This is a genomic window from Micromonospora yasonensis (genome assembly GCF_026013475.1).
Taxonomy (GTDB): Bacteria; Actinomycetota; Actinomycetes; order Mycobacteriales; family Micromonosporaceae; genus Micromonospora; species Micromonospora yasonensis.
Map to the genome: position 1 here is coordinate 1 of NZ_JAPDPH010000228.1, position 11,208 is coordinate 11,208.

The 11,208-nt window shown below is 71.0% G+C and carries 9 protein-coding genes and 1 pseudogene; 7 read left to right on the forward strand and 3 right to left on the reverse strand.

The features are described from left to right. Window positions 1-519 precede the first annotated feature (519 nt). The 3 genes from ONA70_RS30250 to ONA70_RS30260 all read left to right on the forward strand — a co-directional run bounded on the left by ONA70_RS30250 (window position 520) and on the right by ONA70_RS30260 (window position 3,127). Window positions 520-1,464 (forward strand): ATP-binding cassette domain-containing protein, encoded by a 945-nt coding sequence (locus ONA70_RS30250; RefSeq protein WP_265009909.1) that lies wholly within the window; start codon window positions 520-522, stop codon window positions 1,462-1,464. Then, window positions 1,464-2,204, forward strand: a complete 741-nt coding sequence (locus ONA70_RS30255; protein ID WP_265009910.1) for an ABC transporter permease — start codon at window positions 1,464-1,466, stop codon at window positions 2,202-2,204. Before ONA70_RS30250 ends, ONA70_RS30255 begins: the two co-directional genes overlap by 1 nt. Window positions 2,205-2,266: 62 nt before the next feature. Further along, window positions 2,267-3,127, forward strand: coding sequence for a DUF4097 domain-containing protein (locus ONA70_RS30260; RefSeq protein ID WP_265009911.1), 861 nt, complete (start codon window positions 2,267-2,269; stop codon window positions 3,125-3,127). Here ONA70_RS30260 and ONA70_RS30265 read toward each other — a convergent pair. Then, complete coding sequence (locus tag ONA70_RS30265) at window positions 3,097-6,231, reverse strand: BTAD domain-containing putative transcriptional regulator (protein WP_265009917.1); 3,135 nt, start codon at window positions 6,229-6,231, stop codon at window positions 3,097-3,099. The two genes, ONA70_RS30260 and ONA70_RS30265, sit on opposite strands and share 31 nt — an antisense overlap. A 175-nt stretch (window positions 6,232-6,406) precedes the next feature. Between ONA70_RS30265 and ONA70_RS30270 the strand changes: the two genes are divergently transcribed. The 4 genes from ONA70_RS30270 (at window position 6,407) to ONA70_RS30285 (ending at window position 9,439) form a co-directional block, all read left to right on the forward strand. Next, a complete protein-coding gene (locus ONA70_RS30270) occupies window positions 6,407-6,685 on the forward strand; it encodes an FmdB family zinc ribbon protein (RefSeq protein WP_265009912.1) in 279 nt (92 codons plus the stop codon). A gap of 63 nt (window positions 6,686-6,748) precedes the next feature. Further along, window positions 6,749-8,005 carry a formamidase gene (gene fmdA, locus ONA70_RS30275; protein ID WP_265009913.1) on the forward strand — a complete coding sequence of 419 codons (1,257 nt, stop codon included), beginning with the start codon at window positions 6,749-6,751 and terminating at the stop codon, window positions 8,003-8,005. A gap of 6 nt (window positions 8,006-8,011) precedes the next feature. After that, complete coding sequence (locus ONA70_RS30280; protein ID WP_265009914.1) at window positions 8,012-8,311, forward strand: hypothetical protein; 300 nt, start codon at window positions 8,012-8,014, stop codon at window positions 8,309-8,311. A 45-nt stretch (window positions 8,312-8,356) separates the two neighbouring features. Beyond that, window positions 8,357-9,439 (forward strand): NAD-dependent epimerase/dehydratase family protein, encoded by a 1,083-nt coding sequence (locus ONA70_RS30285; RefSeq protein ID WP_265009915.1) that lies wholly within the window; start codon window positions 8,357-8,359, stop codon window positions 9,437-9,439. Between the two features lie 92 nt (window positions 9,440-9,531). Here the strand turns inward: ONA70_RS30285 and ONA70_RS30290 are convergent, their stop codons facing one another. Together ONA70_RS30290 and ONA70_RS30295 are read right to left on the reverse strand one after the other, a co-directional pair. Next, window positions 9,532-10,731, reverse strand: coding sequence for a GNAT family N-acetyltransferase (locus ONA70_RS30290; protein WP_265009916.1), 1,200 nt, complete (start codon window positions 10,729-10,731; stop codon window positions 9,532-9,534). Window positions 10,732-10,779: 48 nt separating this feature from the next. After that, a pseudogene (locus ONA70_RS30295) lies at window positions 10,780-11,208 on the reverse strand (hypothetical protein); the annotation flags it as partial.

Consider the following 11,208-nt stretch of genomic DNA (forward strand, 5'->3'; position numbering starts at 1 on the left):
AACACGGCCTGTCAGGCGTTCGTATGACCCAGGGCCGACAGCGCGGCTCGCACGGCATCGCCGTGAGCGGCGGACTCGCAGGCGGCGGGCGAGATCGATGCGGCAGTCAGGTTCCCGTTCAACGGCGAAGCCCCGGCATCAGCCGAGGCGGTTCACGACCTGCGCCTCTGCCGGGATCTTCATGGGTAGACGCATCGATGAACACAACCGGCTGACTATGTCCGCAATGCCGAAGCAGCCACAGTTGAACGCCATCACCGCGCAGCGGACTTCCTCGCTGGGCGGTCGCCATAGCCTCTCATACGGGGACAATGTGGAGCGGCAAAGGAGCGGGCAGCACCCGGGCCCGGGGGTGCTCCATGGGTGCTCGGATGTTCCGATGCCGGACGGATTCACGGCACAGGCGCTAGCTGGCCGATGGTGCGGACCTGGGACCAGGCGACGGAGCAGCCGGTCGTGTCAGCTGTCGTGTCAGGAGCGTGTCAGGGCGGTGGCGGGCCGGGCGCCGATGGTGGTCGCATGACACGTTCAGCGATTGCGGCTTCAGGGCTGCGGAAGGCGTACCAGGACAAGATCGTTCTTGACGGCATCGATCTCGATGTCGCTGCGGGCACGATCTTTTCCCTGCTCGGCCCGAACGGGGCGGGCAAGACGACGACGGTCAACGTGCTGACCACGTTGATGAAGGCCGACGGTGGCACGGTACGCGTTGCCGGGCATGACGTGGCGACCGAGACCAAGGCCGTACGCGCGGCCATCGGGGTCACCGGTCAGTTCGCCGCGGTCGACGATCTCCTGACCGGCCAGGAGAACCTGCAGCTGATGGCGGATCTCAAGCGTTTGGGCCCGGCCGAGAGCAAGCGGGTTGTCGCCGACCTGCTGGAGCGGTTCGACCTTACGGAGTCGGCGCGGAAGATGGCGGCCACCTATTCCGGGGGTATGCGCCGGAAGCTGGATCTGGCGATGACCCTGGTCGGCAAGCCCCGGATCATTTTCCTCGACGAGCCGACGACGGGGTTGGATCCGCGCAGCCGCCGGACGATGTGGGACATCATCCGTCAACTGGTGGGCGAAGGGGTCACCATCTTCCTGACCACCCAGTACCTGGAGGAAGCCGATCGGCTCGCCGACCGGATCGCGGTGCTCGATCAGGGCAAACTGGTCGCCCAGGGCACTCCCGCTGAGCTCAAGCGCCAGATCCCCGGCAGCCATGTCCGGCTCCGGTTCGCGGGCGACCTCGAACTCGACTCCGCGACGCGGGTCCTGACCGATTCCACGCGGGACGCCGAGGACGACCTGGTCCTGCGGGTCCCCAGCGATGGTGGGGCGAAATCGGTGCGCGCCCTGTTGGCACGACTCGACGCACATTCGATCGAGGTCGAGGAATTCTCGGTGCACACGCCGGACCTCGACGACGTCTTCCTTGCCCTGACCGGCCGTACCAGCGCGAAGGTGAACGCATAATGAGCAACGCGACGACCATGCTCGGTCGCAACTTCAAACACACTCTCCGGAACCCGGTCGCGGTGTTCAACGCGGTCCTGTTCCCGATCGTGCTCCTGCTGATGTTCGTCTACGTGATCGGCGGCGCTTTCGACATCGCTGGCAACTACATCGACTACGCGACGCCGGGCATGGTCGTGTTGACGATCTGCTACGGCTTGAGCGCGACCGCGTTGGCCGTGAACTCCGACATGACGAAGGGGATCATCAACCGGTTCAAGGTGATGGACATCTCCCGCAGTGCCGTGCTGAGCGCGCATGTCGCCGCCAGCATGCTCCGCACTGTGATCGCAATTTCCGCCATCATCGGAGTGGCGCTCGTGCTGGGATTCCGGCCAGCGGCGAGTTTCTCCGAGTGGCTCGGCGCGATCGGTCTCATCGTGCTGGTCTCCTTCGCGACCACCTGGATCACCGTCGCCCTGGGACTGGCCGCCAAAACCCCGGAATCGGCGGGGATGGTCTCCGTGCCGCTGGTCATGCTGCCGTTCCTGAGCAGCGCGATCGTGCCGGCCGAAACGATGGGCGCGGGGGTGCGGCAGTTCGCGGAGTACCAGCCCTTCACCCCGATCATCGAGACCCTGCGCGGGCTGCTGACCGGTGAGCCCGTCGCGAGCAAGGCGGTCGTCGCCGTCGCCTGGTGCGCCGGGATCGCCCTGGTCGGATATGTGTGGTCGCTCTCCACCTTCAAGAAGCGAGCCTGACCAACTGGCGCGGTTGCACCACCCACCAACAGATCACGCACGAAGCAAGAGGAGAGGGTGTCATGCCTACTTTCGCCACGCCGGGGCCGATCACCGCCACCGTGGAAGTCGCCGGTGCTCAGGTCCGGGTCATCGCGAGCGACCGGACCGACACCGTGGTGCTGGTCGAGCCCGTCGACGACGCCAGCCGGAAGGACGTCAGGGTGGCCGAGCGGACCAAGGTCGACTTCGCCGGCGGTCAGCTGTCGGTCAAGACGACCGTCTCCGGCGACAAGACCGGATCGGTCGTCATCACGATCGACCTGCCCACCGGCTCCAGCCTGGCCGCCTACCTGGCGCACTCGGACGTTCAGACCGACGGCACCTTCGGCGAGTGCGAGCTGCACATGGCATCGGGCCGGGTCCAGGTGGACCGCATCAACACGCTGCGGGCGAACATCGCGTCCGGTGAGGTCGCGGCCGGCCACATCGCCGGCCGCGCCGACATCGAGGGCGGGGCGTTCGCGATGCGGATCGGCGAGGTCAACGGGCCGGTACGGCTCTCGAACTCGGGCGGGCAGGCCTGGATCGGCCACGCCTCGGCCGACCTCGATCTCAGCAGCGCCAGCTGCGACTTCGACATCGATCGCGCCGACGGCAACATCACCACCACGACAGCCAGCGGCGCCATCCGGATCGGCCGGATCACCCACGGTCACGCGAGGCTGACGAACGGCTCAGGAAACATCGAGGTCGGCATCACCGAGGGCACCGCCGCCCACCTCGACGTCAACAGCGAGCGAGGGTCGGTACGCGACTCCGTTTCCACGCCGGGAAGCCCCGACCCGACGGACACCAAGGTCTCGGTCCACGCCCGCACGCGGCATGGCGACATCGTCATCCGGCGCGCAGGTCACAAGGCGAGCGTGGCCTCGACCAGCTGAGCCAGGCTCGTCCGCGTACCCTCCTGCGACACCTCGGCGAACCGTGCTTCGCCGAGGTGTCGCCGCGCGTCCCGCTCGATCCTGGCCGCGTCCGGGTGGGCGCGATCCGGCAGTCCGCGCACGCCGACGCTGGCCGCGAGCAGCCGCGCCGCCTGCTCGTACTGATCGTGCCGGAGGGCGAGGTCCGCGACACCGACCAGGGTCTGGGCGATCATGGGCGGGTGTCCCCCCTCGGACGCCGCCTGCCAGGCCGCCACGCGGTGGGAGCGGGCCTCGCGGAGATCGTCGGCCAGGTAGCCGAGCACGTCGTGGATGCCCGCGCGGATGTGCGCCGCTTCCGCTTCGTCGCCGAGCAGGGCGGTCGCGGTGCCGAGTTGGTGGCGTGCCTCCGCGGCGTCACCGACCCAACGCGCGAGCTCCGCCTTGGCGAGCGCCAGCTCGACCAGCGCATGCGGCCAGGTGACTCCTTCGGCGCACCGCTCGGCGTCGGCGATGGCGGCCGCGCTGGCGTCCCGATCGCCGAGCAGCCAGTACAGCAGGGCCTGCTGGGTCCGTAGCCGGATGACATCTTCGATCGCGCCGACCTCGGTGACGACCGCGACCGCCTGTTCGTAGTGCTCACACGCGCCGGCGAACTCACCGCGCGTGGCGAGTTGGTCCGCCAGCACGGACAGGGCTACGGAAATCCCGAATCGTTCGCCGAGCGTGCGGAACTCAGCGAGCGCCAGCTCCAGATTGGCCTCCGCCTCGCGGCCGCCCTGGCCGAGCATGATCCGCATCTTGCCTGCCTGCCACCGGGCCAGAGCGCGTACCCAGGGGTCTTCGTTGTCCAGCAACGACTCGAACGCGGGGACCGCGGCGTCCGGCGCCTGCAGCATGCGTTCCAGCGGGTCGACCAGGTCCAGCAGCGGGTTGCGGTGCTGGCTCTGCTGGCTGAACCGGTACGCCTTGTGGATCCATTCCGCGCCCAGGTGTTCGCCGCCGCGCCCGGAGGTCACGAAGAGCACCACCATCCCGTACGCCATGGCCCGGACGTCATCGGTCGCCTCGCCGGGGACGTCGGTGGCCGCGATCAACAGCTCGAGGCCTTCGGCCCGGCGTCCGCCGAGCCACCAGTACCAACCGGCGGCCCCCGCGAGCCGCATCGCCGCCTGCGCGTCACCGGCCGCGATCGCCCCCCGCATCGCGGCACTGATGTTGTCGTGGTCGGCCTTGAGCGTGGCGAGCCAGGCCAGTTGCTCGGCGCGGCGCAGATGCGGCTCCGCGGTCGCGGCGAGCTCGGTGAAGTAGCCGAGATGCGCCCGGCGAGCCAGGTCCGATTCCCCCGCTTCGGCGAGCCGGTCCGCGGCGTACTCCCTGATCGTGCTGATCATCCGATAGCGCGGAGCGTCGTCGCCCTTGGTGACCAGCAGCGACTTCTCGGCCAGCGAGGTGAGCAACTCGAGCACTTCATCCTGCTCGACGTCATCGCCGGCGCAGACCCACTCGGCCGCTTCCAGGCTCGCCCCGCCGGAGAACACCGACAGCCGGCGCAGGACCGCCCGCTCGGCACCGGTGAGCAACTCCCAGCTCCAGTCGACCACCGCGCGCAGCGTCTTGTGCCGCGGCAAAGCGGTGCGGCTCCCGCTGGTCAGCAGGCGGAACCGGTCATCGAGCCGGTTGGCGAGCTGATCGATGGTCATGGTGCGCAACCTGGCGGCGGCCAGTTCGATCGCCAGCGGCATCCCGTCGAGCGCCCGGCACACGCGCGCCATCGTCGACAAGGTGTGCTCGTCGGCTCCGAGGTCCTTGCGCACCGCGCCGGCCCGGTCCCGCAGCAAACGAACGGCCGGCGAGGATGCGATCTCGGCAGGGCCGGCGTCGGCCGGCACCGCCAGCGGCTCGACCAGCCACAGCGCCTCACCGGTGATGCCGAGCGGTTCCCTGCTCGTCGCCAGGATCCGCAGCCGTCGGCATTCCCCGAGCACCCGATCGGCGAACCTCGCCGCCGCCTCGATCACATGCTCGCAGTTGTCCAGGATCAGCAGCGCCTCCCGCTCGCGGATCGCGGCGATGAGCCCGTCCGCCGGATCCGCGCTCGGAGCCGCGCCGAGCAGTGCGTCCCGGAGCCCGAGCCCGGCGAGCGCCGCCTGCGCGACGTCACCGTCGGCGCCGATGGGGGCGAGTTCCACCAGCCAGACTCCGTCCGGCAGGTCACCGATCAGCGTGCGGGCGGTCTCCGTGGCCAGCCTGGTCTTGCCCGACCCGCCCGGCCCGATCAAGGTGGTCAGGCGATGCTCCGCGGCGAGTTCGCGGACGGCGGCGACATCAGCGTCCCGGCCGACGAAACTTGTGAGCTCGGCACGCACGTTGGTCTTCCGGTTCTCCTCCCGTCGACCCAGTTCGCCCCGCAGTAACGCGACGTGTAAGGCCGACAGCTCCGGCGATGGGTCGACGCCCAGCGCGTCGGAAAGCGCCTCCCTCGTACGTTCGTAGATGAGCAGGGCCTCGGCGTCGCGGCCGGCTGCCACCAGGGCCCGCATCAGCGCAGCGACCAGCGGTTCCCGCAGCGGATGCGCGGTCACCGCGTCGGTGAGTTCCGCGACCACCTCCGCACCATGGCCGAGACTGACCTCCGCTTCGAAGCGATCCTCCATCGCCGTCAGGCGCAGCCCCTCGAGCCGCGTCACCGCCGCGTCGAACGCTTCACTGTCCCCCAACCCGACATCCTGCATGGCCGCACCGCGCCACAGGGCGAGGGCTTCGCGCAACAGCCGAACCCGCGGTAGGCCCTCCTCCTGGCGAGCCCGGCCGATGAGGCGTTCGAACCGAAGGGCGTCGACAGCGTCGGGGTCCACCGCCAATCGGTAGCCGCCGGTCTGCCCCTCGATCGCCCCTCCGGGCAGCGCCTTCCGCAGCCGGGAAGCCAAGCGTTGCAGGGCATTCGCCGCATCGGCGGGCGGGTGCCCACCCCAGATCCAGTCGATGAGCGTCGCCTTCGAGACGACGCGGCCTGGTTCGAGTGCCAGGGCGATCAGCAGTGCGCGCAGCCGGACGCCCGGCACGTCGGCCAGGATGCCGTCGTTGGTGCGAACCTCCAACGACCCGAGCATCCCGACCTGCACTCGCCGATTCTCCCACGGCGGCTCACCCTTGCCAGATGCGCGGCCGGTTCCCCCAACGCGGCTCATTCGTCGTTTTGCATCCTGTTTGCCAGCGATCGTCCACAATTGAGGGGACAGGGTGAGTCGCCGCGGACCGAGGCACCGCCCGTACGGGAGGCTGCGACAGGGGACGGCGATGGCCACCTACGAGTACCGCTGCCGGCAGGACGGCAGCTTCGACGTGACGTTACCGATCGGGACAGCCGGCCCGTCGGTGCGCTGCCCGCGGTGCGGGGCCCCGGCCGGGCGCATGTTCTCCGCGCCGCGGCTCGGCCGCACGTCGGCGGCATTGCGCGAGGCGATCGACCGGGCGGAGCGCAGCGCGGAGCGGCCGGACGTGGTCGAGCGGGTACCCGGTCCTCGCCCCACTCGCCGATCCCCGAATGCCGCCCACGCCCGCCTGCCCCGATGGTGACCGGGCGCGGGCGGCCCGGCCCACCTGGCCCGCCACGGCGGGACGAACGAAAGGCTGAACGCCGTGCCTGACCTGCTGTTCGCCCTCGACTCCACCAGGCGGTTCACCGACCAGGAGAAGGTCGGGCACAACCGATGGCACCCCGACATCCCGCCCGTGGCGACCGTACGACCGGGCCAGTCGTTCCGCGTCCACTGCCGGGAGTGGTTCGACGGCGCGATCCACAACGACGACTCCGCCGACGACATCCGGGACGCTCCGCTGACCACGGTCCACGCCCTCAGCGGCCCGTTCGCCGTCGAGGGCGCCAAGCCGGGCGACCTGCTCATCGTCGACATCCTCGACATGGGTCCCATTCCACAGGAGGACTCCGGTCCGCTGGCCGGCCAGGGCTGGGGATACACCGGCATCTTCCCGACCGGCAACGGCGGTGGATTCCTCACCGAGCAGTTCCCCGACGCCTACAAGGCCGTCTGGGACTTCGCCGGGCAGCGAGCCACCTCCCGGCACATCCCCGGGGTCTCGTTCACCGGGATCTCCCATCCGGGGCTGATGGGCACCGCCCCGTCCGCCGCGCTGCTGGCCACCTGGAACCAGCGGGAGGGAGCGCTGCGCGCCACCGCGCCGGACCGGGTGCCACCCCTGTCCCTGCCGCCCGAGCCCCAGGACGCGATCCTCGGCACCCTCACCGGCGCGGAGTTCGACCGGGTGGCCGCGGAGGCGGCGCGCACCGCGCCACCCCGGGAGAACGGCGGCAACCAGGACATCAAGAACTTCACCACCGGTACCCGGGTCTTCTATCCGGTGTACGTGCCCGGCGCCAACCTGTCCGTCGGCGACCTGCACTTCTCCCAGGGCGATGGGGAGATCACCTTCTGCGGCGCCATCGAGATGGGCGGCTTCATCGACCTGCACGTCGATTTGATCAAGGACGGCATGCAGGCGTACGGCGTCACCGAGAACGCGATCTTCCTCCCGGGAAACACCCCGCCGCAGTTCAGTCAGTGGCTGGCCTTCTCCGGAATCTCCGTCACCCTCGACGGCGAACAGCGGTACCTCGACTCACAGCTCGCCTACCAGCGCGCCTGCCTGCACGCCATCGACTATCTGACCCGCTTCGGATACCAGCCCGAGCAGGCGTACCTGCTGCTCGGTGCGGCACCGATCGAAGGCCGGCTCTCCGGGGTGGTGGACATCCCCAACTCCTGCGCGACCGTCTATCTGCCCACCGAGATCTTCGACTTCGACGTACGCCCCTCCGCCGCCGGGCCGACCAGGATCGATCCGGGCCCCGGCGCCCCGAAGGCCACCATGAGTTGACCGGGCATGAGGTTGAGCAGCACGCCCGCGGTGGCCGCGTCGAGCGAGGTGGTCGGCGACGACGGAATACGCCGGCCCGGCGGCGAGGTGCACGCCTGGCTGCCGGGGCAGAACCAGACGGTCTGCGGGCTGCCGTTGAGCCGTACCCGGCTGCGTCGGTTCCCGCACGTGCCGTTCGACTACTCGGCCACCGACGTGCTCACCGAGGCCGACCCGGAGGCGTACGTCTGCCCGCGCTGCCTCGCCGCCACGCGGGGTCGCCGGCCGGGGGAGAAGGGCTGGGTCCGGCACCATCCCCGTCCCTGAACGGTCCGGGGGTTGGTGCCCGCCGCAACGGGTACGGCAGCGGGTATGCGCATCGTGATCGTGGGGGCCACCGGCAACGTGGGGTCGGCACTGCTGCGTCGGCTGCGGCGGGAGTCCGGGGCGGAACCGGTCGGGGTGGCCCGCCGCCTGCCCGGGCCGGACGCGGGTGAGCCGTACGACGGGGTGGAGTGGCACTCGTGCGACATCGGGGCGCCCGGCGTGGCCGAGCAACTCGCCGCGATCTTCGCCGGGGCGCGGGCGGTGGTGCACCTGGCCTGGCAGATCCAGCCCAGCCACGACCGGCGTACCCTCCGGCGGACCAACGTCGGGGGCAGCTGCGCGGTGATCGAAGCCGCCGTCCGGGCCGGCGTACCCGCCCTGGTCTACGCCTCGTCGGTCGGCACCTACGCACCCGGCCCGAAGGACCATCCGGTGAGCGAGCGCTGGCCGGCGACCGGGGTGCCCGGGTCGTCGTACAGCCAGGACAAGGCCGCGGTGGAGGGGCTGCTCGACACGGTCGAGCGGGAGCACCCGAAGTTGCGGGTGGTCCGGCTGCGGCCGGGGCTGATCTTCCAGCGAGACGCCGGGACCGAGATCAGCCGCTACTTCCTCGGCCCGCTGGTCCCGGTCCGGCTGCTCCGGTACGGCCGCATCCCGCTGGTCCCGACCAACCGCCGACTCCGGGTGCAGGCGGTGCACGCCGACGACGTGGCCGACGCGTACGCGAAGGCGGTCCTGGGTGAGGCGCGCGGTGCCTTCAACGTCGCCGCGGACCCGGTGCTGACTCCGGAGCTGGTGGCCCGGCACTTCCACGGCTGGACGGTGCCGGTGGCGATCCCGGTGCTCCGCGCGGCGGCGGCGCTGACCTGGTACGCCCGGCTGCAACCGGTCGACGTCGGCTGGGTCGACCTGGCGTTGAACGCGCCCCTGCTGTCCAGCGAGCGCGCCGAGTCCGAGCTGGACTGGCACCCCCGGACCGATGCCGTCACCGCCCTCAAGGACCTGCTCACCGGCATGGCCGCCCGCGCCGGCACCGGGGCCCCACCCCTCTCCGCCGACCCGCACCTCCCCGGCCGCCCCCAATCCCTCCTGACGGCCAAACTCCCCGGCCACCCCAACCCCTACTGACCCACCCCGGACCGGTGATCAAGGAGTTTGCGTCTTCAGGGAGATCCACTCCGACGCAAACTCCTTGATCAACACTGGGGTGGGGCGCGGGTTCAGAAGTCGGCGAAGAGGTACGGCAGCTCGCGCGGGAAGATCCGGCGCAGCTCGACCGCCGCGTCCGCGGGCACCTCCCCGAGCCCCCGGATGACCACCTCGGCCGGGTCGAGCACCCCGTACGCCAGGGCGGAGAGCCCGGCGGCGGTGAGCGTGGCCGTCGGGACGCCGCCCGCCGTGGCGCTGTCGCCCGGCAGCAGCTCCAGCTTCCCGGTGGCCCCGTCGAGCAGGTGGCTGCCGGCCAGCCAGCGGTCGCCGACCAGCTCGACGCGGACCCGCCCGGCGCCGGTCGGCAGGTCGGTGAGCGCGTCCAGGCTCAGCAGCCGGGCCATCGGCGCGGACGAGCCCGGCCGGGACACCCGCGCCTCGACGTGCGCGGCGAGGTCGGTCAGCCACAGCTCGGGCAGCTCGTCGGCGGGGAGCCGGACGCTGACCCGCTCCACCTGGTCGACGTGCCGCGCGAAGAACTGCAACAGCGACGCCCGGGCGTACGGGTCGGTGGCGAGCAGGTCGTCGGCGTGCAGCGTGCCGCCGTGGTCGTCGATCCGGTAGGTGACCGCGCCGACCGTCTCGCCGTCGCAGACGGCGGTGAGCAGCCAGCGGTCGTCCCGGTCCCGCTGGCCGACCGCGCGGAAGTCGGGGAAGACCGCGAACCCGTGCCGCTCGCGCAGGCAGCGTTCGGTGTACGCGCGCCACCTCGGGTAGCCGGCGCCGATCCGCTCCCAGACCACCTCGCCGGGCAGTTCGGCACGGAGCAGCGGGGCCAGGTCGGCCGGGGAGAAGGAGGCGGTACGCCGGCTGGGCAGCCCGACGTACCCGAAGCGCTCGTAGAAAGAGGCGCGGAACGGGTAGAGCGCGGTCAGCGGGTGCCCCTCGTCGCGCATCTCGTCGAGGAGTTGGTGCAGCAGGTTGCGGACGTGGCCGCGCCGGCGGGCCAGCGGGTGGGTCGCCACCCCGGCCACCCCGGCCATCGGCAGTACGGCACCGCGCAGGTTCTGCCGCATCGGGATCGCCGTGGCGGCGGCCGTGGCGCCGCCCTCCTCCTCGACCACCAGCGTCCGGTTGCCCGCGTTGTACGGCAGGTACTCGCGGTATTCGTCGAGCCGGGACGGCCCCATCGGCGACGCCTCGAACGCGTACGCCTGGAGCGGGAAGCTGTGGGTCAGTCGTTCTTCGGCGGCCAACCGGCGGATGAGCATCCGTCCATCCCAACCCGGCTCGGCGGCTCCCGCAACCGGATTGGCGGGTCAGGTCACCGGCAGGTGCCGCACGTGCCGGCGCCGGCGCAGCCGGGCGGTGGACGCGGCCGCCACCGCGAGGACCAGCAGCGCGGTCACCACGACCCCGTGCAGGGCGCCCCGGGTCAGGTAGCCGTCGTCGGTGTGGTCGACCGCCCAGGTGACGATCTCCCGGCTCGACCAGAACGGGGTGAGCTTGGCGCCGGAGCCGGCCGGGTCGATCAGCATCTGCACCGCCACTACGGTCAGCAGCAGCAGGGTCCCCTCCAGTTCGCGGGGCAGCACCGCGCCGATCAGCATGCCGAAGGGCGCGGCCACCGCGACGGCACAGAGCATCGCGGCGGCCACGCCGCCGTACCGCAGGTCGGACCCGTCGATCGCGACGAGGGCGAAGAAGGGTACGGCGATGGCCAGCCCCACCACCCAGAGCCCGAGCAT

What these genes read in the sequence shown, in the direction of transcription:
- ONA70_RS30250 (WP_265009909.1), top strand. Translation starts at nt 520, where the DNA reads ATGACACGTTCAGCGATTGCGGCTTCAGGGCTGCGGAAGGCGTACCAG.
- ONA70_RS30255 (WP_265009910.1), top strand. Translation starts at nt 1,464, where the DNA reads ATGAGCAACGCGACGACCATGCTCGGTCGCAACTTCAAACACACTCTC.
- ONA70_RS30260 (WP_265009911.1), top strand. Translation starts at nt 2,267, where the DNA reads ATGCCTACTTTCGCCACGCCGGGGCCGATCACCGCCACCGTGGAAGTC.
- ONA70_RS30270 (WP_265009912.1), top strand. Translation starts at nt 6,407, where the DNA reads ATGGCCACCTACGAGTACCGCTGCCGGCAGGACGGCAGCTTCGACGTG.
- ONA70_RS30280 (WP_265009914.1), top strand. Translation starts at nt 8,012, where the DNA reads ATGAGGTTGAGCAGCACGCCCGCGGTGGCCGCGTCGAGCGAGGTGGTC.
- ONA70_RS30285 (WP_265009915.1), top strand. Translation starts at nt 8,357, where the DNA reads ATGCGCATCGTGATCGTGGGGGCCACCGGCAACGTGGGGTCGGCACTG.
- ONA70_RS30290 (WP_265009916.1), bottom strand. Translation starts at nt 10,731, where the DNA reads ATGCTCATCCGCCGGTTGGCCGCCGAAGAACGACTGACCCACAGCTTC.